The following is a 22,760-nucleotide window of genomic DNA, read 5'->3' on the forward strand; positions in this document are numbered from 1 at the left end:
GAGAGAGGCCATGCGCCATAAAACCCTGCGGCACCTGAATAATTTCCGCCGTGATACGTCTGGTGCGGTTGCGATCGAATTCGTGCTGATCGCGCCGCTCTTGTTCGCGTTGCTTTTCGGAATCATGACGATCGGCTACTATGTCGGGGTAAGCCATTCGGTGTCGCAACTGGCGACCGGGGCCGCACGCGCGTCCGTTGCGGGTCTGGACATGCAAGAACGTGTTGAGCTGGCCGAAGCCTATCTGTCGCGGGCCAGCGTGAACTATCCGCTGCTAACCCAAAGTGCCGTGACACCTGACATCCGGACCGAAACCACCAACCCCCCTGGTATCACGATCCGCGTCACCTATGCGGTCGACGGGACTGTTCTGGATCTGGCCAACAGCCTGCTGAAGCTCAATATTTCCGACATCACAGGGAAATCATACCTTGCCTACTGACGCAAAAACCTTGGCGTCTTTCACCCGTGACGAGGGCGGTGCAGTGGCCGTGGTCGTGGCGTTGTTGCTCACGGTTCTTTTGGGCTTCGTCGCCCTTGGGGTTGATGTCGCGTCGCTTTACCGTGAAAGGGCAAGCCTTCAGGCCGACAGCGACATGGTCGCGATGAGCGCGATGACAGACACGGATGCGGCGACCGACCGCGCGCTCTACGCTTTGGGACAAAACGGCCGCCATAGCGAGGCGCTGGCGACCCTCACGGTGGGGCGTTTTCTGCGCAATCCGGAGGTGCCGCGCGGTGAACGTTTCACGCCGTTGGCACCCGGCACCCCCGGCATCAACGCGGTGGCCGTGACCCTGAAAGACGCAGCCCCCCTGCATTTCGCCAAGATTTTCACCCCGCAAAGCAAAGTTGCCCTAACCCGAAATGCCACCGCGATCCGCACCGGCGCGGCGAGTTTTTCGCTTGATAGCAACATCCTCCGGTTGGACCTGGCCGATCTGAACGCCGCCTTGTCCGACAGTTTCGGCACCTCTGTCACGCTCAGCGTACTGGATATGGACATACTGTCCCGGACATCGGTGAACATGGGTGATCTTCTGACCGAGGTGAGCAGCCTCATGGGCAGTACCGCGCGCAACCCCGCCGCCATTCTGGATGCCCGGACGGACGTCGGGACAGTCATCACGGCAATACGCAACATGCTGCCGCCCGCGGCGTCCGGCAGTCTGGACAGTATCGCGGCTGGGGCGGGGCTAAGGGAAATCCCCCTAGCAGCAGTGATCGGCGGGATCGACAGTGCCTTGGGCCTGACAGCAGTGGAATTTGCGTCGCATATCGACATCTCGGCGCTTGATGTGGTCGCTGCATTGGCCGTCTCGCATGACTATACGCATCCCGTGTCAGGCGCGGCTGATGTCGCCATTAGCGGCGTTCTTTCAACCACGACGCAACTTGCCGCGGGGGAGCCGCCTGCCCGATCGGGTTGGGTCGCTTTGGGGGAAAAGGGCGTGCAACTTCACCGCGCGGCACTGCGGCTGAAGACGGATGTCGCGTTCACGCCAGATCTGTTGGGCGGTCTTGGTGCCGGCGTGTCCGTGACCCGCCTTGATCTGCCGGTCTATGTCGAAGGCGCAGGTGCCACAGCCACGTTGGAGGAAATCAACTGCACCTATGGCGACGCGGACGCAACTGCAGCCAGATTTTCGACCGCGCCTACGCCGCTGAACCCTGAAAATGGCACGTCGGTTGCCGCACTGTACCTTGGCAAGCTGGATGATGCGGCTTTCAACAGCGGGCCGATCGCCCCTTCTGACTTGGACTTTGCAGATATTCTGGACCTGTCCTTGCGCATTGATTTGCCGTTGCTGCCCGATATCGTGATTGACGGCATCACCGTGCAGGCCCGGTCCCACGTCGCCTTGGGGGCGTCACAGGTGGAAACGATCAGCTTTTCGATGGACGATGTGCGCAGCAACCGAACGACGCGCGGCTTCAGTTCAGGCGACTTGCAGACGACGGGCATCGCCAGCCTTTTGTCCCCCGACAGAACCGAGATCCGCATAAAGCCCGGCCAGGAAGGTCTGATCACGGGGGCAGCAGCAATCCTGGTGGAAACGGCCCTGGCAGCCCTGCCCAACCGCTTGCTGACCGGCCTGACTGGCCCCTTGGATGCAGCAGTCGGCAGTGCATTGGACAGCGCAGGCCTGCACCTGGGAGAAGGCGCGCTGACGCTGACCGGTCATCACTGCGAATTGGTGAGGCTGGTGCAATGACGGGTAGCGGCGCACAAAAACGCGCGCCGTTGGGCGCGCGTCATCAGAATTGAACCGGGGTTTGAAGGTCGGGGCGCAGTATCAGGCGCGCAGCCGTTCCGGATCACTGAATTTCGACCGCCCGACGAGCGGCAGGACCCGACGTGTCGGAACCAAAGCTGCACGCGTCTTCTTTTCGGTGTCGGCAATACTTGCGCTGGCGCAGACTTCATCCGTGACAAAAGCGATTAGCTGATAGCGCGATCCCAGACCTGATTTCTGGTAAATGCTGCTTAATTGCGATTTCACAGTGGCGATGGCGCAGCCGCGCATTTCGGCGACCTCGCTGTTCGAGAACCCCTTGGCGACAAACATCGCAACATCTGCTTCGGCCTGCGACAGCCCCCAATCGGGGGCATAACGGGCGATGACGCTTTCCTTGGCCACAGGTTCACCACCCCCTGGTGCCAGACGCATTTTACGCTGTTCGCCCTGATATTTCTGAATTTGCAATATGCACAGATAGGCAACGGCGCTGGTCAACGCGAAAAAGAAGGCAAACAGGCCCGTTACAGTTGCCCAGTCTGCGCTTGCCGGCTCGAGCACGAAAGCCACGATCAGCCCTGTCTTAAGTGCAGCCACCCCAGAAACCAATGCGATTCCAGCAAACCAATAACGACCCATTTTAACATCCTACTTTTCAGCTGCGTACGTATGATGCCCGTTTTTTCGGATTAATATGTCAGAAAAGAGACGTTATTGGGCCTCAATTTGGATTAGAGTCGAATTCGACATATTCTTTAAACACCTGTCTCCCGCTTAACGCGAGATGCCGTTCAGCCAAGACTTGGCGGCCCCCGGAGCGGAGGACTGCGCTGTCCGGGGCATCGCACCAAAGTTCTGACCTGATCTTTGCCTTGCCGCGCGGGACTTCCGTAGGGACAGCTGGCGACGCATTTCCGGCCTACTTCTTTTTGGACTGCTTTTTTCTGGCATTTTTTTCTGCTTCGGCTTTGACCCGGGCGATCAATTTTGAATTGGTCGCGAAGGCCGAGAGTACCTTTTCCTCAACCACCTTGGGCGGTTCTGACCCGGTCAGGTTGCCAAGGACAGTATCATATACCTTGCCTGCGCTTTCCTTGTAACTTTCCTCAAAAGCCTTCCCAAAAATCGGCAATAGGTCTTTTTCTTTTGCGCCGTCACCAAGGGACTTGATAAGGTCTTTCTTTACAGACCCCGAAAGCCTTTTGAATACGGCGCTTGAAGAGCTGCCCCCGATCTTGGCGAATTTAGAAAATACGCCAGCAGTCAGAATTTCTTTGCTGACAATACTGATGAACTTGTCAAAAGTCAGGTTTTGAGGTCTGGACTTGTATGTTTTCAGACACTCTTTCATCGTGCCTTCCAGGATATCCGAACCATTCTTTTTGAAATAGATGATAATAAACTTTGTCACCAGCTTTTCGCTGGCTTTCTCGAAAAATTCCCCCGAAAGCTTTTTCGCGACCATAGGCCCCAGCTTGGCAAGAATTTTGTCCGCCCCCTTGCCTTTGACCAACGCGCCGATTGACCCGCCAATAAAAGAATCCTTAAGGACATTCCCGGCGGCATCGCCAAAGCCCTTTGATTGGCCGGAGATGCCTTTGCCGACCTCATGCGACAGCGTTTCCACCGCCGAGGTTCCGGCCCCGGCGACGACGCCAGCTGCAATCGCGCCGGCACCATAACCGGCGGCAACCGGAGCCGCGATAATTCCAACGATAACAAAGCTGGAGGTCGACACAAACTCAAGTCCGGTAACGATATTTTCACCGCCATCCACAATCTTGGCGGCGTATTCCTTCATCTTTTTACGGGCTTCGTTTGCCTGTTTCTGGGCCTTGGGAAAAACGGCTGCGAATGTTCTCAGATCACCCGAACTCAATGCTTTGTCGCAGGCCTGAACACCTTTTTCGGCAGATTTTATCAGCCCTTCGGAAGGCAACTTGGCCCCTGAATATGCCTCGAGGCACCAACAGACAATGTATTGGTCCTTTTTCAAAGCATTGTGATTGTCCCAATATATCCGCGCTTCGTTTACGGCCCCCCGAAGCCGAAACATCGGGGTTTTGAAATCACCGGCAATCCTTTTGACAAGCTGCTTGTATTCCGAATCTGTGAATAGGTATATTTTTCCACTTATGATGATCTGATATTTCGGGTTCGAAATCTTTGCACTTTTGCGTAGATTGTCCAGCAGTGTCTTATCAAGAATCCCTGTTGGTCGCAGCCCTGATTCCAACTGATACTGCTTGATCGAATTTAAAGTCGATTTATCGAATGCGCCATTTTCTGGCGCCCGTGATTGCAACGCAGATTGATTAAGGAGTTTCTGCGCCTCGAGTACAATAGTGCTGGAAGTATTCGGTTCTGCAAGTGCGGCCATATCATGCTCCTTAATATGATATAGAAGAGGTGCAGGAGAATTAGACAGTTATCGTTTGCACTCTTACTTTTCAAAATCCGGCTATAGTGCCGGTGTTTCGTCCGAAATCTGAAAAAATAAATACCATGAAAATTACGGTCGCGCGGGGCGCGACGTCGCATCAAAGAAGCCACAATTAAAACTGTGCGTCAACTTCCAAGGCTTTCTGACGGACGTCCCCCGCAGCCCATCCTCCTTGAATAAAAGGCGCGGCAGTTGGCCGTGCCAAAAAACGCGGATATTTGGAGAAATCGTAAATTCCTTTTTTTAACAAATGTTTGCACGAAGCGCCCCCTGTCTTATTCAGGGGGCCCTAGGCGCGCGCCGACCTCTGCGACTTTGTGCACAATGCGTCGCATTTTTCGAACATCAACGGCGGCAGGCGGGTCTTACAACGCGTGCTGGCGATTGTTTTTCACGTCAGAAGATTATGAAATCCACAATCACTGTAGAGAACGCTTAAACCTTAAATGCGCATGCGTGGCACATCGCGCGGATCCAGCCGAAGCTCGATCAGGAAAGGCCCCTTTCGGGCGTTGAGGTGCACGAGCGCGGCTTCGAGCTCTTCTTTGGAGTGGACTTCAACCCCTTCCCCGCCAAGAGACTTGGCAATCTCGGCAAAGGACGGCCAGTTGAACTCTGTCAGGCTGGGGTCCATCTTTCGGTCGATAAATTGGATATGCTCGGCCCCGTAGGCGGAATCGTTTGCAATGATCACGATCAGATCAAGCCCAAGGCGCACCGCTGTGTTGAATTCATTGATGCCGCCCATCATGAAACCACCATCGCCACTGAAAAGGACCACGGGGCGGTCCGGGGCGGCCAAACCGACCCCCACAGCTTCTTGCAGGCCCAGCCCGATGGCACCGAAGTTCACGGTCCCGACGAAACTTTGCGGATTGGGCACGGATATGCGGCACCAAACTTCGGTCATGAAGCGCCCGCCATCGGTCACAAGCACACGATCCTTCGGCAGCGCGTCTTCCAATCGTTCCAGCGCATAAACAAAGTTGATGAACCCGTCAGACTCCGTCTCCGCCCCGGCAGGGTGCATCGTGAGCGTCGCCACGTCCAGATCACGGGTGAAACCGCTTGGGGGCACCTCCGCCTCATCCAGCCAGTAGCGAATGGTTTCGGCGGTCAGGCCCGCATCGGCGACAAGCGCTGCATCGGGGTGCAAGCCCCCGCCGATTGCTGCGGGTTCGACATCGACCTGCACGATCCGCTTGTTTTTCATCAATTTGCCGCGGTCGGTGGTAAAGTCATGCAGGGCAGTCCCGAAACAGACGATGCAATCAGATTGTGCGATAAGGTCATAAGCCGCCGGCGTGGACAGCGTGCCGAAAATGCCGATGTCGTAGGGGTGATTGCTGAACAATCCTTTGGCCTTCAGGGTGGTCGCAAGAGGCGCTTCCAACCGGTCAGCCAGTTGGATCAACTGATCCCGCGCCGCAACTGCCCCGCCCCCGGCCAAGATCAAGGGACGGCGTGCCGAGGCGATCATACCGATGGCATTGTCAAGAATATCACCCTGCGCGACCCCGCCCGGTGCGGTAAAGACGTCAAGCACCTGAACGTCGTGGGTTACCTCTTCCCACATGAAATCGGCGGGCATATTCAGCACGATGGGGCGGCGTTCAACCTGAGCCCGGTAGAACGCGCGTGCGACATCCTTACCGACCGTTGCGGGCGTACGAAGCTGCTCAAAGCCCGCACCTGTCACTTTGACCAGCTCGCGTTGGTCAATGCTTTGCAGGTGGCGCGGGTTGTCGACCGGCGTATCACCGGCAAGAATGACCAGGGGCACATGGGCCCGCGCTGCTTCGGTCAGGGCTGTAATGCAGTTGGTCAGCGCCGGTCCATGGGTCACCGTCGCCACGCCGACATTGCCCGAGACATGGGCATAGGCCACTGCCATTAACACCGAACTTCCCTCATGGGCTGCCGGAACAAACCGCCCGCCGAAATCACGCACGAAGCTGTCCACCATGAAAAGATTGGCATCGCCCATCAGCCCGAACATCGTTTCTACACCGTGTTCGTGGGTCGCGCGCGCGATGGACTGATATGCGTAGAATGGACTGCTCATTGAAATGACCCCTGTTTGTTTCATCTCGGATAGCAGTTAAAGGATGCGCAAATTCCGCAATTCTTTCGCATTTTTGCATTAAATTTGCAGACTGCAGCGCGTAATAGCCCCAAACATGCGCGTTATCCGCATGAAGCCGTTAAATATGCCCGATCAGCTTCGCCAAGGGCTGAAAAATGGCTTAAGGCTGCCGGATACCGTTTGGAATTGGGGCCGGGTTCGCGGTTCTTCCGACGATTAACCACCTATCGAAATTCCGGCGCGCGTTGACAGACGACAAACGGTTTTGCTGGGTATGCTCAAATACACTCGAAATATATGCTCCCGAAGTAGCCGCACTGAGCGCTAGATCGAAATCATTTTGCAGATTATTACGTCACCTGGAAATATGAAAGGCTATCCATCGACCCTCATAAGCGCGGCCTGGGTTCGAGTGCCGTCTATGTTCATGACCGGGCCCACCTGAACAGCGCTCAAAAGTCCCAGTCTCGTCATCCACTTGCTGAAAACTGCCGGAACGATCCCGATGACATGTTCCGCGCCCATCTCGGCGGCAGTGTCAGCCATTTCCTCCAACAAAAGCCGCTGCAAATCTGCTCTCCGCGCAGCAGGAGTGTCGGATGAGATGAACAACCGCGTTGCTTCCCAGATGGACGGGGTCACTGGGGCCTGGAAGAACAGGACATCCGCCGGAATGGTATCAATCACACCAAGCTGTGCGTCGCGAATCATGTAACTGTAGTGGCCGCATTGAGAGGTCGTCGGCGTCAATCGGACCCCTCCCAGAACCTCGCCGAACTCGTGAAGCACAATCCACCTTGCTCTCGGCGTATCGTATTGGTCGAATTCCATGCCATCTACTTCTGACAAATCCCATCCGGCTTGGTTGATGAAAACTTTCTTTCTAGCACGCAGAAAGTTAACAAATAGTTCACCGTGGTTGTGCAGATTACTTATGGATAGCGTGCTGACGTGCAAGTTACGTCCGATGGACGCAGGTGTCTTTGGTTCAGCTTTTTTCGTTGGTTTTCTAAGCTTTAGGTGAGCTTCCAGCTTGACGGGGTCCAACTCTTCTTGGGGTACCAACTCGGGAAAGATGCTCATCCATCTTCGATTGGTTACAAAATTGCGCTGTATGTTCATTTGTTAAGTTACCCAATTGTTAACGTTTTTGTGTTACCATAACTCTGGGTTGCACACAAATGCCACACAAACTCCTCAATATCGTGAAAATTTTATTAGATGTGTGTTTTGGATCTGAGCTGCCAGTTAGCGAAGACTAGCGGGCGATCTCCAGATTGCTCATTTTAATACGATTAATTCTACGATTGGCAGGATCAAAGTGGTTCAGAGGCAAGATCTTTTCCCACCGACAAGCACTGAAGCACAAACCAGAGTGCGGCAAATTCGTGATTACTGTCGTGTAGGTGCCAGCATGTTCTGGCAACGACAGATCATATTTGCAGCAGCGCTTGGCCTTCAGGCGTATTACTACAACTTTTGGCTATCGGTCGTGATCCTTGTGGGGGTTATCTTGTCCGAAGTTCATGACTACATTCTGGTTAGACAGGTTTTGGTATGGCACGGCAGAGGTGAAGCCGTCATGCGCATGTTCATGCGTCGGATCTACATGGGAACGGTCTTGAGCGCTGGCGTTATCGCATTCTATGCGATTGCCATGGCGATCGAACAAGGTGCCACAACACACTTCATGTCGCTTTTCTTTTTGTTTGCCGCATCCCTGTTCGCAGCGATGAACAATCACCAACTGCTGCCGGTTCTTTTGTTGCGTCTGGCGATTTACGGCGGTACGTTTATCTTCATTCCACTATACGACATTATACGAACCTCGGCACCAATCGACTCTCAACTCTGGATGCAATTCTTCACCGTTTTGTTCGTCGTTTACTTTATTGTTGACTGCTCGCGGATCTATTTAAATTTTTATCGCTCACACCTTCGGCAGTTGGAGGCTTTGACCGCCGAACATGAGAAGACGAAAGTTGCGTTTATTGCAAAAACTGAGTTCATTTCTACTGTCAGCCACGAATTGCGGACCCCGTTGACGTCCATCAAGGCACCTCTGGATATGGCTTGCGCCGGTGCCTTGGGCGAATTGCCCGAGAAAGCCCAAAAGGCACTTCTTGTCGCTCAGCGAAATGCCAACCGGCTGTCGTCACTCGTTAACGAGATCCTGGATTTCCAGAAACTGGAAGCGGGCAAGGTCACAATGCAGGTTGAGCCACTTGAGCTCGACGACGTCATCGCCTCGGCGATCGAGATGAACCACGCATATGCCGCGTCTGTCGGTGTCACCATAGAAACGGGGCACATCGACAATCATCTTCTGGTCAATGCAGATCAACAAAGACTTCAGCAGGTTATGTCTAATCTTCTGTCAAATGCTGCCAAATTTTCACATGGCAAAGGAAGAATTACCGTCTCCACTGATCTATACAAAGACTTTGCCCGCGTTTTCGTTTCGGATGAGGGCATTGGATTGGACGAAAGAGATCGCGTAAAAGTATTTGAAGAATTTTCGCAATTGGACAGCACGGCCCAGAGACGTTTCGGCGGCTCCGGTCTTGGGATGAACATTTCAAAACGTATTATGGAAGCTCTTGGCGGAGATATCGACTACCGCAAGAATGAGGGCCCAGGCACCACCTTTCATATCGATATTCCCCTGACCCCGTTGGAGAACGCAACGGGTCACCCCTCCCCCACGCGGGAGCGTCATCACGAATCCATTTTATCTGCGAGAACACCAAAGAAAGCATCAAGCCCATGCTAAACTTTCATGCAATCCAGAACGCAAAACATTTCAGTGGACACCTTATATGTCCAGAGGATCTACCCGATAACCTGGAGGCGCTCCTTGCTGACCTTCACAGGATTGAGGACCAGTTTCCGACGGCTGCAAGAGATACCGGATTGCCAGCAAGCACCTTGGGCAGATCCCTGAACCTGGAAGCCCGGATTGAAAATCTCGCAAATGCAAGCATGCAAACCCTTTTTGACGATCGGCATTTATACTGCGGAACGTCTTGGCGTCTTCTTATTCTTCAATGTGTAGGGCACTGTTATATGTCCTTCGACCTTGATAAATTGGAACGTCTCGTACGCATTCGAAATCAGGTTCCCCCGCTCTTTGCCACGTTGTTTCCCGAGGACATGGAGGCGATACCGTCGCAGATGAATACCTTTGTTTTTGCGCTCGAAGAAGTTCTGGATGAAGGCGCTGCGCTAGGGGTTGTCAAAGAATTGGGTGAGCTGCATGGCTTGGCACGCTTTGGTGTTGTGATGAAAACCTGGCTCGATCATTTAGCAGATGTCGGACAGATCAAGAAAGCTGTGAGAAACGGCCAGATCACCTATTGGTCACACGATATATCCTGACCCGATCCGCTGAGAATCCGTTTCCATGGATGGGCGGGGTTCAGATTTCGGGTCTCTTTTGACCGGTTGAATTACTCCTTCGTGGGTAATCCCCCCTAAAATGGGTGGCGCTCAAAAACCGACCTTTCTCGACAGGATATCCGACAAGGTTTGCGATAAAGAATGGACGCTTCAGCGACGCGCCGATCATGGGTGTTCTAAAGCAGGCTGGGCCCAGAGGGTATTGACCAAAGCTTTTTCTCGATCACACCGGAATGGAGACGCGCGTTTACCTTTTTAAGCCATGTGGTTGCGATGGCGCAGCAATTGACGCAATGCACGCCATTTGGTTACAAAAGACAGACCTTTCGCCAACCCATTACCGCGCATCAATCCATATCGAACCGTCCCGCCGAAGTGTGGACCTGTCACGCTTTCGTGGGGCTCAAAGGGCTCGTCTAGGCCACCTGACTGTCGAAAGCGACCGGCTTATCACCAGACGTTCCGCTGCGAATTTTTACGTCACGACAAGCCAGGCAACCAAAGGATCACCTGCGGAAAGGCCACCATTATTGTCACGACCACAGCATCGGCCACCAGAAACCAGATCACTCCGCGAAAGATCACACCCAGCGATATCGAGCGGTCCACGACCCCCTTGATGACGAACACGTTCAGGCCGACAGGCGGAGTGATCATGCCGATCTCAAGAAACTTGGCGACGAAGACACCGAACCAGATCAGCGAAATCCCTGCCTCGTCCACCACAGGCAGCAACACCGGCAACGTCAGCAGCATGGCCCCAATCGGGTCAAGGAACATGCCCAGAATGATATAAACCAGCGCGATCCCCAGCACCAAAGCCAGTTCGGACGCGCCAAAGGTCAGGATCGTCTGGGTGATAAGCTCGCCGGAACCGGAGAGCGCCAGAAACCGCGTCAACAGATTGGCCCCGATGGCGATCAGGAACAGGGCGGCGGTGGTCACGATGGTTTCGTTCACAGACTGGCGCAGGGTGGCCAATGTCAGCCCGCCACCGGCCCATGCGATGACGCAAGCGGCGAGCGCGCCGACGGCTCCGGCCTCGGTTGCTGTGAACAGGCCCGCGAACATGCCGCCGATCACCACCACGAACAGCAAGATAACCGGCCAGATCCCCCGAAGGTGGGCAAAGCGTTCGCCCCAGCCAGCGGGATCTTGACGCACAGGTGCCAGCGCCGGATTGATCCAGACGCGGATATAGATCATCGCGGCATAAATCACCGCGGTCAGAACCCCCGCGCCGATACCGCCCAGAAACAATTGGCCAATCGGCACTTGGGCGAAAATGCCAAACAGGATCAACAGGATCGACGGCGGGATCAGCGCGCCCAGTGTACCGGCTGCAGCAATCGACCCCGTCGCCAGCCCCGGATCATAACCGGCACGCGTCATTTCAGGCACGGCGATGCGGCCCATGGCAGCGGCACACGCCACCGACGATCCGGTCACCGCCGCAAAGCCGCCCGCACCAAATACCGATGCAATGGCCAGGCCTCCGGGCAAGGCCCCCAGCCACGCCCGCGCGGCCGCAAACAGCGCCCGCGTCATGCCGCCGTGATAACAGACATATCCCATCAGCAGGAACATCGGCACCGACGACAACGTCCATTTCGCCGCGAACTGATAGGGCACACTGGTCAGAATTCCCCACGCAGGACGCGGGCCCAGAAGAATGTAGATACCGGTAAAACTGACCAGGATCAGCGACAGGCCCACAGGCATGCGCAGCAACAAAAGCAATGCGAGAACGGCCAGCCCGACCAATCCGATGATTTCAGGTGTCATTGGCCTGTCTCCCCTGCTGTTTCTGAAGCGTCAGGTACCAGCGGTTGGCGCGCTTCCTTGGCCCCCGCGATACCAAGGACGATGCGCAGCAAATAGGTCATCGCCAGCAGGGCAAAGCCTGCGGGCAACAGGAAATACCCCTGCCAGACAGCCATCGAAACCCCATCCTCGACTGCGACAGACCCGCTGGCATAACGGCGCATCGCCTCGTCCCACATGGTCGATGTCAGCCCGCAACATGTCGCGAACGCCAGCACATGCACCAGCAGGCCGACCAGCCGCTGCGCGACAGGCCCGAGGTTGCCATAGACCAGATCGACCGAAATATTGCGGTCTTGCGCCTCGGCCATGGCGAGCGGCAAAAAGGCGATGGCGACCATAAAATAATTGGCCACGATCACCGAAACAAAGGGGATACGCACGTTGAACACCTGCCGCACGAACGCGTCAGAGGCGACAGTCAGCATCATCGCAATCACCGCAACAGCGGCAATCATAGCGGCAATGCGGGTCAGCAAAAGGTCGAAACGGATCAGGTTTGCCATCGGCTTAGCTTTCGTTTGACGGAGGTCCGGTGGGTAAAGATCAAAAATGTCCCACCGCACCTGAACCGGTGCGGCGGGACAAACGCAGGTTTAACCCAGTGACGCAGGGTCGATTTTCGAGAACACCTCGCGCAGATAGAGATCACCCACGGCCTTGACGTCGCTGGTGTCGATATCCTTCACCAGCGCGTCCCATTTGGCGACCAGCTCCTGAAAACGTGCGACCTGCGCCTCGGCGTCGGATATGCCGTATTCATCGCGGTTAAGGGTCACGACAGTGTCCATGTCTGACGTGCGGAAGGCTTCGGATTTATCTTTCACGTCCGCTTCAGGTTCAAGCAGCTCGACGCCATGTGCCTGCGGTTCATTCAAAATCGCCTCGGCCTGATTGACGCTGTCGATGGTCGCAATCGCATGGCCAATGGCAGCACCGTCGATCATCGCGCGTTTGGTCTCAGCACTTAGCCCCGCCCATGTCATCGCGCTCACGTTGAACATGGTGTTGCCGATGAACACCGCAATCGGCTGGTTCAGGGCATAATCCGCCACTTCGCCGGTCGACAGTGTGTCGAGCGTTTCCAGCGTGTGCACGTTGCCGTCAATGTGGCCCTGGCTCATGCTCTCGTAAATGTCCGTCGCCCCCAGGCTGACGGTCGAAGCACCCATCGCATCCAGCCAGCGGGCGAAGGGGCCGAAACCGCGCACTTTGATGCCTTCAAAATCCGCCAGCGCCTTCACCGGCTTCTGGTTGTACATATAGTAGGGGCCAGTGACCGTGTTGCCGAGAAAGATCTGGCCCGCCGCATTGAACTCGGCCAGACAAGACGCGCACGTGAACATGAATTCGTTTGCCGCCCCTGCCATCGCAACAGGGTCAACACCGGCCGTACCCATATCGCTTAGCAGGTTGGCATAGGGCAGTTCGGCCCGGTGGTATGCAGGCACGACAAAGCCGCTGTCGGCAATGCCATCGCGCAGGCCGGTGAAGGTTTCGGTAAAGTTCAGCAGCGATCCGGCATAGATCTTGATCTCGGTCTCACCGTTTGTCTGTTCCTTGATGTAATCGGCCCAGGCCTCGGTGCCGTCGATCAGTCCGCTGACCCCGGCCGATCCGATCGCGTGGCGCAGGGTCTCGGCGTTTGCCATCGGCGTCAGTGCGATTGCCGCCGTGGCCGCCAGTGCCGTCATTTTAAGATGTTTCATGTTATCCTCCCGATTTACATGTGTTTTCTACAGCCGCAGCACACCTCCCTGTGCTATGGCTTCCCGTTTTTCGCAGCCTGCTAAAGCAGCTCGGCTAATTCCTCTTTCTTGACCTTGCCTGTGGCGGTCATCGGCAGCCCGTCGACCAACCGGATCTCCGGCACTTTGAACGACGCCATCTGTTCGCGGCACCATGCGCGCAGGTTGTCGGCGTCGATGCCCTTTGCCTGCTCGGGGTTGAGATGGACAAACGCCACCGGCACTTCGCCCTTGGCCTCGTCCTTGCGACCGATCACGCCCGATCCAAGGATCGCGGGGTGACGGCCCAGCAGCATTTCGATCTCGGCAGGAAACACCGGCATGCCGTTCACTTTCAGCATTTCCTTGCGCCGCCCCAAGTAGTGAACAAAGCCGCGGTCATTCACCATTCCGATGTCGCCCGTGTGCAGCCAGCCATCGCGCAGGGCGTGCGTCGTCTCGTCGGGCTTGTTCCAATACGACTTCAGGACCGAGGGGGAGCGGATGCAGATCTCGCCCGTCTCGCCGATGTCCTTCAGGGCACCCGTTTCAAAATCCCGAATGATGATGTCGGTTTCGGGCACCGGAAGGCCCACGAAGACCGGCTGTTGTTGCAGGTCATAGTCACCGTCTTGCAGACCCACGGTAAAGGTGTCGCAAGTGTTGGTTTCGGTCATGCCATAGGCCGCTTCTACCATTGTGCTATCGGTCAAGTCGCGCCATTCGCTGCGGAAGGCCGCACCCAGTTTCTTGACGAAGGAACAGACCGACGTGTTGCGCAGCGATGTCAGGTCATAGTCTTTGACCCGCGCATGACGCATCACCTCCACAGCGTTGTCCACCAGCAACGTGACGATGGTGGCACGGTGTTCGGCCACCGCCGCCATCCAGCCGACCGCATCCCAGCGGTGCAAAATGCAGACTGCCGCGCCGGTATAGACCGGGGCCAGCACACCCAAATCCTCGCCTGCGATCCAGAACATCGGGAAAAAATTGACCACAACATCGTTATGACCCGCGTCCCCCATCGCACAGCCGCAATAGGATGCAACGGTATAAAGCATATCACCGTGGGTGTGGACGCAGCCCTTGGGCATCCCCGTGGTGCCACCAGTATAGTTCAGCGCCGCGACCGCATCCAGATCGGTGCAATCGGGGCCGGTGAATGGCGTGGCTGCTGCAAGCGCGTCCAGCAGCCGTTCAATCCCTTCGGCCCTTGGCGCGTCGCCCATGCCAGCGGGGCGCGGTACGGCTCCGCCTACGCCCGCCATTTCCGCGGCCCCTGTGGCCAGCAACATCCGTAACGGGGTGTCAGCCGCCACCGATGCCACCAGCGGTGCCAGATCATCCTGAAATACCAGGGTCTCTGCGCCGCTGTCGTTCAACTGATAGGTCAGCTCGATTGCCTTGAACATCGGGTTCACCGGCACGAGAACCGCGCCCAGCTTCATGATTCCCCAAAAGCAGATCACGAATTGTGGGCAGTTTCCCATCATGACCGCGACACGGTCACCCGCAGTCACTCCGCGCGCCTGCAACACCCCTGCAAAGCGGTCCGAGGCATCATCGATCTCTGCCCAGCTCAGCGTGCGCCCATAGTAGTGAACCATCGCATCGTTCGGCCGCGCTTTGGCTTCGGCGCGGACGTACTGGCTCATCGGGACCTTGCCCAGACGGTAGTTAACCTCGCGCGATACGCCTTTGGGCCAGCTTTCGGCCTGCCGCTTGCGCAGGTCTACAAGTTGCTCTTCGATCTGTTGGTTGTGGGTCATCCCGTCATCCTTTTCGAAAATCTGTCACCGCAGCGCATCATTTACGCGCCGCCATGCGCATCCCTTTGGCGATCCAACCGCGCGTATCCGCCGGGTCAATCACCGCATCGATTTCATGGGTCGAAGCGACGTTCATCGCGCTACCCCGCTCGTAGAGGCCATTGACCAGCCGGTCGTACAGCGCTTCGCGTTTCGCGGGGTCGGTTTCGGCCTCAAGCTCTTTGCGGTAGCCAAGCTGCACGGCCCCTTCGAGCCCCATCGGCCCGAATTCGCCCGTGGGCCACGCCAGCGAGAACGCAGGCTCACCCAAACTCCCCGCGGCCATCGCCTGTGCGCCAATGCCATATCCCTTGCGCAAGCACACAAAGAACATCGGCGCATCAAGATTGGCCCCCGCCGAGATAAGTTCGCAGGCCGCAGCCACCGCGCCTTGAGTTTCGCTTTCGGGGCCAACCATGAAACCCGGCGTGTCGCACAGCGATAGCACCGGCAAATTGAAGCGCCCGCACAAGTTGATGAACCGTGCCCCCTTGGCCGAGGCCGCCGCATCCAGCGCACCGCCCAGATGTTGCGGATTGTTGGCGATCACGCCCATCGGCTGCCCTTCGATCCGCAGGAAACCGGTGACCATACCCTTGGCGTGCTCCGCCCCCAGCTCAAGGAAACTGCCGGTGTCCGCCAACCCTTCGATCACGGGGCGGATCAGGTACGACCGTTTGCGGTTCTCGGGGATCATGTGCCGCAGCAGGCGCTGGTCGGGGGCGTCCCAACCGGTCAGCGCCCCTTGGAAAAATGACAGCACTTCGCGGGTCGCGCGAATGGCAGCGTCGTCATCCTCGGCCAGAATATCCAGCAGGCCGTTTTCCGCGTGCATCGGCGCGGGGCCGATCTCTTTTGGGTGAAACGCCCCGATACCGCCCGCTTCGATCATCGCGGGGCCGGCCAGACCGATCCAGCTGTTGCGCGTGGCGATACGAATGTCGCCCGCGCCGAAAAGCGCCGCGTTGCCCGCAAAGCAAAAGCCGGAACTGACCGTGATCCTTGGCCCCCATCCGCGCAGTCGCGCGTATTCGGCAAAGGTTGTGACCTTGAGCCCCGATTGCACGGTTTCGGCAAAATCATCGTCATTGGGTCGTCCGCCGCCGCCTTCGGTAAAGAAGACCGAAGCCAAGCCCCGTTCGCGCGCCACTTCGATCATGCGGTCGGTTTTCAGATGGCCGAAATACCCCTGAGTGCCCGCCATGACGGTCGAGTCGTAGGCCAGCAGCGCCACCTGGCTGCGGTCCTCGGCAAAGCGGTCGGCGTTCATCGACCCCACGCCCGTGACGATTCCGTCGGCCGGCGAGATGTCAATCAGCGCGTCGATCCCCAGCTTGCGCCGCTGCCCAGCCAGAACGAGCTGGCCGTATTCATGAAAGTCGCCGCCCTCGCACAACCCCGAGACAATCTCGCGGGTGGTGCGCTGGTCGCGGCTGCGGCGGCGTTCCACCGCTTTGGGGCGATTTTCGTCAAGCGTGCGCGCCAGGCGATCGTTCAATGCCTGCAGATCGGGGCGGATATGATCGGGGTCCACAACCGTTTCGTCCGCGGCAATATCGTCCAGCGTATCGTCGGGGGTAAAGGCCAGAACCGGGGTCCCTGATGCAATCGTCCCGCCCGCTTCGACATAGGTCGCAACCACCACACCGCCTGCTTCGGCCAGCACCGTGTGCTGCATTTTCATTGCCTCGATCACGGCTACGACTTGTCCCTTGGCAATCTGGTCGCCGACGACAACCTGCACCTCTTGCACCATCGCCTGCATCGGCGCGCGCAGGACTTCGGCCCCCTCGGGGATGTCGTAGACGTCAGCGGCCTCGGTGGCATCAGTCTCGAAATACCGCGTCTGGCAGGTGTCCGCCGTGGACATACCCGGCGACTGCGTGTCCAGCGTGCGCACGTCCACGTCCCACGCAGCAATCGCGGGAAGTTTCAGCAGCGACCGCAGAAAGCCGATGTTGGTGCCGACGCCCTCAATCTGGAACTCGGACAATGCCCGCTCCGTCTTGGCAAAAAGCCGCCCCAGATCGCCCGATGTGTCATGCACGACCAGCTTGGCCAGCAGACTGTCGAAACTGGGATTCGTGCTGTAGCCTGCATAGGCATAGCCGTCGATCCGCACACCAGGCCCGGACGGTGCCGCATAGGTGCCCAGACGCCCGCCGGTCGGGGTAAATCCGCCCTGCCCGTCCGGCGTTTCCGCATTGATCCGCGCCTGCACGGCAAACCCTTTGGGCCGCGCGGGTGCATCACCCAGCCCCACGTCGGCCAGTGTTTTCCCCGAAGCCAGCCCCAGCTGGATTTCCACCAGATCAAAGCCGGTGATTTCTTCGGTGATTGTATGTTCGACCTGAATGCGCGGGTTTGTTTCTATGAAATAAAACGCACCGCTGTCTTCAACAAGAAACTCGACCGTTCCCAGCCCGCGATACCCGCAGGCCTCTCCGATGGCGACAGCCGCCTTCAGCAAGGCATCGCGGGTGGCATCGTCAAGATTTGGCGCGGGGGCCAGTTCGATCACCTTCTGATGGCGGCGTTGCACAGAACAGTCCCGCTCCCACAGATGGGTCACGTTCCGCCCGTCCCCGACGATCTGCACCTCGATATGGCGGACTGATTGCAAAAACCGCTCAGCGTAAAGCTGGTCATCGCCAAAGGCCGACAACGTCTCAGCCCGCGCCTGGGCAAAGGCGGCGTCGATTTCGCCTGCGTCCTGCACCATCCGCATCCCGCGCCCGCCGCCACCGTTCACCGCCTTGATCATCAAGGGCGCGCCGCCCTGAGCCTCGAAAAACGCATGCAGGTCCGCCGACGTCTCCAACAAATCGGACCCGCGCAGCACAGGAACGCCCGCATTTTCGGCAAGCGTACGGGCCGACACCTTGTCACCCTGAAGGCGCAAAGTCGCAGCATCGGGGCCGACAAAAACCAGACCGGCATCCGCACACGCATCGGCGAAATCCGCACGCTCACTTAGCAATCCATAGCCCGGATGCACGGCGTCACAGCCGGTGTCACGTGCAATGGCAATCAAAGCGGCGATGTCCAGATAGCCGGTAACGCCCGCCTGCGGCAGAACACGCACCCTGTCGGCATGTTTGATGTGCAAAGACGTTGCGTCGTCCTCCGTGTGGACCGCCACCGTTTCAACACCAAGGGCCGCCGCCGTGCGTGCCACGCGAATCGCAATCTCTCCGCGATTGGCAATCAACAGCCTTTTGATCATCGGTGGCCCTCCCCTGCTACCGTGTTCCCTGCCCTTTGGTTACAGGCGCAAAACCATAACCCTTCGGCACTTTGGTAACCGTTGGTTACCAAACTTTCCGGAGATTAGATTTGTATCTAACGTAAAGTCAACTTGATATTGTTCATTCTATTGACGCCGATACTTCGCCAGAGGATAACCGTAAGATGAAATCAATCAGCGCCTTCCCGACCAAACAAGAAATGCGCGATCATAAGCGCCGGGAAATTGTGCGCTGCGCGTCTGAAAAGTTTGGTACCGAGGGCTATGACAACGTCCCTCTGGAAGCCATCGCCGCCGAACTGGGCGTAACCAAAGCCGCACTTTACAACTATGTCAGCAGCAAGAACGACCTGCTGATGCAATGCTATGAGGTTGGGATGGACCGCCTGATCACCGCGGTCGAACAGGCGATGGACACCCCCGGCACGGCAGCCGAGCGTTTGCGGATCGGGCTTGAAACCTATGTCGTCACGATGACGCGTAAGGACATGCAGTATCTATGGAACTATATCCGCCCGCTGCTGTCCCCCGGTGAAACACACAGTGTGCAAACCAGCCGCGATCAGATCGACAGCATCTTCCGCGCCATGCTGAAAAACGGCATCGAAGACGGATCGCTGCGCGCAGACCTTGATCCCAAGCTGGCCAGTCTGGTAATTCTGGGCGCGATCAACTGGGTCGGCATCTGGTTCCGCCCCTCCGGCGCGCAGAAATCACAAGAGGTCGCCCGCGAAGTCGTGGGCGAAGCGCTGCGCGGTTATCTGACCAGTTGATCCCACTCAGACGATTAGAGGTCCCGACGGCTTAGTCTGTCCCTTCGACCTGTGCGCCTGGGTTCTCTGGGGGGGCCACGTCAAAAATGTCCAGCGCATCAAAACCACCAAGAATAGCGTCAACGGCGATGGTCGCGAGGATGATGCCCATGACGCGGGAAATCACCGACGCGCCAGTATCGCCAATCAGGCGGTGCACAAAAGTGGCGATCAGAAGCAAAGCGAGGGTGATAATGAGAACGAGGACCAGCAATGCAGCCGTTGTCGCCTGCTCGGCCAAGGTGTTGGAACTGTTTTCGGTAAGTATGACGATGGCCAACATTGCTCCGGGGGACGCAATAGAAGGCATCGCGAGTGGGAAGACTGCCCCTGACAGATGATCACGGCCGGCTTCGGCTATTTCGGTTTGAGGTTTTGACTCGCCAAAGATCATGGAGAGCGCAAACAGAAATAGAACAATCCCTCCTGCGATCTGGAATGAACCGAGACGCAGTCCGAGCGTTTCAAGAACCACCTGCCCCCCCACAAGGAAGGCAAGCAGAACCAATGTTGCGATGACAACTGCGCGAAATGCAAAGCGGCGATGCAGATGGGGAGGGATGCTCGCGACTGCAAAGAGATAGACCGGGATCGTCCCGATGGGATCAATTACAACCAAGAGCGTGATGAACTCACGCAGCAGGGGCAGCCAGTCAATCGCAAACAATGTCATTCCATACTTTCGTGGTGTTAAACGTAGCAAAAAATCGAACGCCACAGCGTCCGAACAAGACTTTTTGTATTTCGAAGAATTGTTTTTATTTTATCATATGCTGGCATTCTTTTGCAACGCAGCATCTGGCGGTTTGGGCTTCAAGAACACTTTCGCTGCGACCTGCACGGATAGCCGCCCTGCGGGACAAAGTTGCCGTCGACAGGTTTGCTTGGATGAATACTTGCAAGCAATAATATGATACTCTTCCTATGAAAGATTTACTGGAGGAAATTTTATGGGGCATAAACGAGAGCTGATATCCAACGGCAACCCCATGGAGATTATCGTCGGGTTCAGCCGCGCGGTCCGCGTGGGAAACTTCATTGCGGTCGGTGGCACTGCGCCGGTCGATACCAATGGTCAGACCGTGGGTGTCGGCGATGTTTTCAAGCAAACGAAACAGTGCTTTGAGATCATCAAGGCTGCGCTTGAACAAGCCGGTTCCGGTTTACAGAACATCGTCAGAACACGGGTCATCCTGACGGACATTGATAACTGGAAAGACGCTATAGAAGCGCGAAAACTCTACTGTCTCGATGCGCGCCCGGTTGACACGATCATGGCAATTAACCGTTTTGTGAATCCCGAATGGCTTGTCGAGATCGAAGTAGACGCCGTGGTCCCCGATTGACCCCTGCCGGTTTCTGAGGCCTCCTAGCTCCCCCGGATGCGGTGCCGCATTTCATGATATGATGCGGCGTCAATGTCGGGGTGTCGCGATAAGAGTGGGTTGGCGTATCTTAAACGTCCAGGCCACACCGAGCGGCTTTCCTCCCACCTGCCTGTCAACGTTCCTATCCTTCACCCAACCGGCGGTCGATCAAATGAGATAAGCGCATCTGGCGGCGCGGCTCAGTCCTACGCCTTCAGGCTCGCGCGGCTCTGCCGGAACATCCGCACCAACAGCCAGATCGAAAGCGCCAGCATCACGACGGCAATCGGAGACTTTAGCAGGAACAACGGGTCCCCGCCCGACGCGGTAAAGCTGCCACGGATTAACCCCTCCAAAGTCGGCGCGAGCAGGAAACCGATGACGAAGGGCAGGATCGAAACCCCCAAACGGCGCAAGAAATAGCCGATGACGGCAAAGGCACAAGCGCTGAGCAGGCCGACATAACCACCATCCTGCACATAGGCCGCCGTCAGGGAGACCGTCAGGATCACAGGCAACATAACGTCCTTTGGGATGTGGATGAGCCGCCCCAACTGTCCCATCAGGAAACTGCCGACGCTCCAGTTGCAGATATTGGCGATCACCATCATCGTGAACAGACCGAAGGCCATGACCAGATCCCTGTTCATGATCGTGTCAAAGCCTTCGATCTCCTTGATCGGAGTAAAGCGGAAGACCTGCGGGCCAAACGCAAAGTCGCCGATGGTCTCGACTGCCAGAATGATGAAGACGGCGGCGAAATTGCCCGGAATGCCAAGGCTCATCACCGGAATCAGGTTCGCGCCTGACACCGCCGAGTTTGCCGATTCCGTGGCCACCACCCCCTCGATCGCGCCGTTACCGAAGGCCTCGGGCGTTTTAGAGCGCCGTCTGGCCGTGTCATGCGAGAGGGTCGCCGCGGTGGTGGTACCGATCCCCGGAAGCGCACCGATCATCGTGCCGATGCTGGCACCGCGCAGGATTGCGGGCATCATGCGCCAGCGCTCAACCCAGCTCAGTTTCGGCCCCATCTCTGGTGTTTGAACTGGGCCGCTGGCGTGGATGCGGTCCTTACGCATGTCTTCGACGGCGATCAGCACTTCGGACAGCACCAAAACCCCCAGCACGCAAGAAGTCAGCGGCAGCCCGCCGCCCAGTTCCGGGATACCAAGGGTCATGCGCGGGCCATCCCACGACATCGTCGTACCAACCAAAGAGACAAACATGCCCAGCAACCCGCCGATCAACCCCTTCAGGGGGGCCTTGCCGACGACCGCAGCCATGAAGCACAGTGACAGAATGATCAGGGCGGATTTCTCTGGCAGGCCCAAGACCCGCTCGACCGCGACGGCAAGAACCGGCGCGGCAATGAAAAGAACCAGATCAGAGAAGTTATCCCCCACAACAGAGGCAAAATGCGCAGTCTGGATCGCCCGGCGTCCCTGCCCCTTTTGCGCCAACGGATAGCCGTCCACGGTAGTCAGGAAAGCATCCGGCGTGCCGGGCGTGTTAAAGAGGATTGCAGGTACGGCACCGCCGACCGTCGCTCCTTTCATAATCCCCAAGAGACACCCCAGCACCGGATAGAGCGCCTCGTTCCCGTAGCCGAAGATCGACACCAGAACCGGCAGCGCAATGGCCATGGCAAAGGGCCCCGAAAGACCGGGGGTTGCCCCGACAAGAATGCCGATCACGACACCGATCAGCACCATGGCAACCGGCATCAGCCAGAGGCTGCCATCTGCCGCCGTGAAGACAGAGCTAATGCCAAGCGCGAGATATTGCAGCAAAATGTCCAAGGGAT

At 57.1% G+C, this 22,760-nt stretch carries 17 protein-coding genes; 6 read left to right on the top strand and 11 right to left on the bottom strand.

What is annotated here, in order from left to right; translation table 11 throughout:
• Window positions 1-10 precede the first annotated feature (10 nt).
• Together RGAI101_RS08975 and RGAI101_RS08980 are read left to right on the top strand one after the other, a co-directional pair.
• Entirely contained in the window at window positions 11-442 is a 432-nt protein-coding gene (locus RGAI101_RS08975) for a TadE/TadG family type IV pilus assembly protein (RefSeq protein WP_008225358.1), read from the top strand.
• Window positions 432-2,216, top strand: coding sequence for a TadG family pilus assembly protein (locus RGAI101_RS08980; protein ID WP_037227823.1), 1,785 nt, complete (start codon window positions 432-434; stop codon window positions 2,214-2,216). Before RGAI101_RS08975 ends, RGAI101_RS08980 begins: the two co-directional genes overlap by 11 nt.
• Window positions 2,217-2,297: 81 nt before the next feature.
• Here RGAI101_RS08980 and RGAI101_RS21255 read toward each other — a convergent pair whose 3' ends face one another.
• The 4 genes from RGAI101_RS21255 to RGAI101_RS09000 all read right to left on the bottom strand — a co-directional run bounded on the left by RGAI101_RS21255 (window position 2,298) and on the right by RGAI101_RS09000 (window position 7,891).
• Window positions 2,298-2,879, bottom strand: a complete 582-nt coding sequence (locus RGAI101_RS21255) for a helix-turn-helix transcriptional regulator (protein ID WP_050763194.1) — start codon at window positions 2,877-2,879, stop codon at window positions 2,298-2,300.
• 280 nt (window positions 2,880-3,159) lie between these two features.
• Window positions 3,160-4,620: a peptidoglycan-binding domain-containing protein gene (locus tag RGAI101_RS08990; RefSeq protein WP_008225376.1), complete on the bottom strand. Its 1,461-nt coding sequence runs from the start codon at window positions 4,618-4,620 to the stop codon at window positions 3,160-3,162.
• Window positions 4,621-5,125: 505 nt separating this feature from the next.
• Window positions 5,126-6,748 carry a thiamine pyrophosphate-binding protein gene (locus RGAI101_RS08995; RefSeq protein WP_037227825.1) on the bottom strand — a complete coding sequence of 541 codons (1,623 nt, stop codon included), beginning with the start codon at window positions 6,746-6,748 and terminating at the stop codon, window positions 5,126-5,128.
• Between the two features lie 396 nt (window positions 6,749-7,144).
• The gene (locus tag RGAI101_RS09000; protein WP_008226098.1) at window positions 7,145-7,891 is read right to left on the bottom strand and encodes an acyl-homoserine-lactone synthase; all 747 of its coding nucleotides are present in this window, start codon (window positions 7,889-7,891) and stop codon (window positions 7,145-7,147) included.
• 292 nt (window positions 7,892-8,183) lie between these two features.
• Between RGAI101_RS09000 and RGAI101_RS09005 the strand changes: the two genes are divergently transcribed.
• Entirely contained in the window at window positions 8,184-9,542 is a 1,359-nt protein-coding gene (locus RGAI101_RS09005; RefSeq protein ID WP_008228283.1) for a sensor histidine kinase, read from the top strand.
• Window positions 9,536-10,147 (top strand): hypothetical protein, encoded by a 612-nt coding sequence (locus RGAI101_RS09010; protein WP_037227827.1) that lies wholly within the window; start codon window positions 9,536-9,538, stop codon window positions 10,145-10,147. Before RGAI101_RS09005 ends, RGAI101_RS09010 begins: the two co-directional genes overlap by 7 nt.
• A 501-nt stretch (window positions 10,148-10,648) precedes the next feature.
• On the opposite strand, the gene RGAI101_RS09015 is transcribed toward RGAI101_RS09010, so the two are convergent.
• The 5 genes from RGAI101_RS09015 to RGAI101_RS09035 all read right to left on the bottom strand — a co-directional run bounded on the left by RGAI101_RS09015 (window position 10,649) and on the right by RGAI101_RS09035 (window position 18,756).
• Window positions 10,649-11,953, bottom strand: a complete 1,305-nt coding sequence (locus RGAI101_RS09015) for a TRAP transporter large permease (RefSeq protein WP_008227041.1) — start codon at window positions 11,951-11,953, stop codon at window positions 10,649-10,651.
• A complete protein-coding gene (locus tag RGAI101_RS09020) occupies window positions 11,950-12,498 on the bottom strand; it encodes a TRAP transporter small permease subunit (protein ID WP_008227782.1) in 549 nt (182 codons plus the stop codon). The genes RGAI101_RS09015 and RGAI101_RS09020 overlap by 4 nt, the downstream gene beginning before the upstream one ends.
• A 90-nt stretch (window positions 12,499-12,588) precedes the next feature.
• Window positions 12,589-13,701: a C4-dicarboxylate TRAP transporter substrate-binding protein gene (locus RGAI101_RS09025; protein ID WP_008226730.1), complete on the bottom strand. Its 1,113-nt coding sequence runs from the start codon at window positions 13,699-13,701 to the stop codon at window positions 12,589-12,591.
• Between the two features lie 80 nt (window positions 13,702-13,781).
• Complete coding sequence (locus RGAI101_RS09030; protein ID WP_008229252.1) at window positions 13,782-15,491, bottom strand: AMP-binding protein; 1,710 nt, start codon at window positions 15,489-15,491, stop codon at window positions 13,782-13,784.
• Between the two features lie 37 nt (window positions 15,492-15,528).
• Window positions 15,529-18,756 carry an acetyl-CoA carboxylase family protein gene (locus RGAI101_RS09035; protein ID WP_008225653.1) on the bottom strand — a complete coding sequence of 1,076 codons (3,228 nt, stop codon included), beginning with the start codon at window positions 18,754-18,756 and terminating at the stop codon, window positions 15,529-15,531.
• 185 nt (window positions 18,757-18,941) lie between these two features.
• On the opposite strand from RGAI101_RS09035, the gene RGAI101_RS09040 reads away from it, so the two are divergent.
• Window positions 18,942-19,550, top strand: coding sequence for a TetR/AcrR family transcriptional regulator (locus tag RGAI101_RS09040; RefSeq protein WP_008227006.1), 609 nt, complete (start codon window positions 18,942-18,944; stop codon window positions 19,548-19,550).
• Between the two features lie 31 nt (window positions 19,551-19,581).
• On the opposite strand, the gene RGAI101_RS09045 is transcribed toward RGAI101_RS09040, so the two are convergent.
• On the bottom strand, window positions 19,582-20,262 hold the full coding sequence (locus RGAI101_RS09045; RefSeq protein WP_008228327.1) for a MarC family protein: 681 nt from the start codon (window positions 20,260-20,262) through the stop codon (window positions 19,582-19,584).
• 277 nt (window positions 20,263-20,539) lie between these two features.
• Between RGAI101_RS09045 and RGAI101_RS09050 the strand changes: the two genes are divergently transcribed.
• Window positions 20,540-20,935, top strand: coding sequence for a RidA family protein (locus tag RGAI101_RS09050; RefSeq protein ID WP_037227830.1), 396 nt, complete (start codon window positions 20,540-20,542; stop codon window positions 20,933-20,935).
• A gap of 227 nt (window positions 20,936-21,162) precedes the next feature.
• Here the strand turns inward: RGAI101_RS09050 and RGAI101_RS09055 are convergent, their stop codons facing one another.
• Entirely contained in the window at window positions 21,163-22,755 is a 1,593-nt protein-coding gene (locus tag RGAI101_RS09055) for a tripartite tricarboxylate transporter permease (RefSeq protein WP_008227716.1), read from the bottom strand.
• Between the last annotated feature and the right edge of the window lie 5 nt (window positions 22,756-22,760).

Origin of the sequence: Roseobacter sp. GAI101, from assembly GCF_000156335.1 — a bacterium.
In the GTDB taxonomy this organism is placed as follows: Bacteria; Pseudomonadota; Alphaproteobacteria; order Rhodobacterales; family Rhodobacteraceae; genus Sulfitobacter.

Bases quoted from the DNA above. Each gene is read 5' to 3' on its own strand.
- RGAI101_RS08975 (WP_008225358.1), top strand. From the start codon at position 11: ATGCGCCATAAAACCCTGCGGCACCTGAATAATTTCCGCCGTGATACG.
- RGAI101_RS21255 (WP_050763194.1), bottom strand. From the start codon at position 2,879: ATGGGTCGTTATTGGTTTGCTGGAATCGCATTGGTTTCTGGGGTGGCT.
- RGAI101_RS08990 (WP_008225376.1), bottom strand. From the start codon at position 4,620: ATGGCCGCACTTGCAGAACCGAATACTTCCAGCACTATTGTACTCGAG.
- RGAI101_RS08995 (WP_037227825.1), bottom strand. From the start codon at position 6,748: ATGAGCAGTCCATTCTACGCATATCAGTCCATCGCGCGCGCGACCCAC.
- RGAI101_RS09000 (WP_008226098.1), bottom strand. From the start codon at position 7,891: ATGAACATACAGCGCAATTTTGTAACCAATCGAAGATGGATGAGCATC.
- RGAI101_RS09005 (WP_008228283.1), top strand. From the start codon at position 8,184: ATGTTCTGGCAACGACAGATCATATTTGCAGCAGCGCTTGGCCTTCAG.
- RGAI101_RS09010 (WP_037227827.1), top strand. From the start codon at position 9,536: ATGCTAAACTTTCATGCAATCCAGAACGCAAAACATTTCAGTGGACAC.
- RGAI101_RS09015 (WP_008227041.1), bottom strand. From the start codon at position 11,953: ATGACACCTGAAATCATCGGATTGGTCGGGCTGGCCGTTCTCGCATTG.
- RGAI101_RS09020 (WP_008227782.1), bottom strand. From the start codon at position 12,498: ATGGCAAACCTGATCCGTTTCGACCTTTTGCTGACCCGCATTGCCGCT.
- RGAI101_RS09025 (WP_008226730.1), bottom strand. From the start codon at position 13,701: ATGAAACATCTTAAAATGACGGCACTGGCGGCCACGGCGGCAATCGCA.
- RGAI101_RS09030 (WP_008229252.1), bottom strand. From the start codon at position 15,491: ATGACCCACAACCAACAGATCGAAGAGCAACTTGTAGACCTGCGCAAG.
- RGAI101_RS09035 (WP_008225653.1), bottom strand. From the start codon at position 18,756: ATGATCAAAAGGCTGTTGATTGCCAATCGCGGAGAGATTGCGATTCGC.
- RGAI101_RS09040 (WP_008227006.1), top strand. From the start codon at position 18,942: ATGAAATCAATCAGCGCCTTCCCGACCAAACAAGAAATGCGCGATCAT.
- RGAI101_RS09045 (WP_008228327.1), bottom strand. From the start codon at position 20,262: ATGACATTGTTTGCGATTGACTGGCTGCCCCTGCTGCGTGAGTTCATC.
- RGAI101_RS09050 (WP_037227830.1), top strand. From the start codon at position 20,540: ATGGGGCATAAACGAGAGCTGATATCCAACGGCAACCCCATGGAGATT.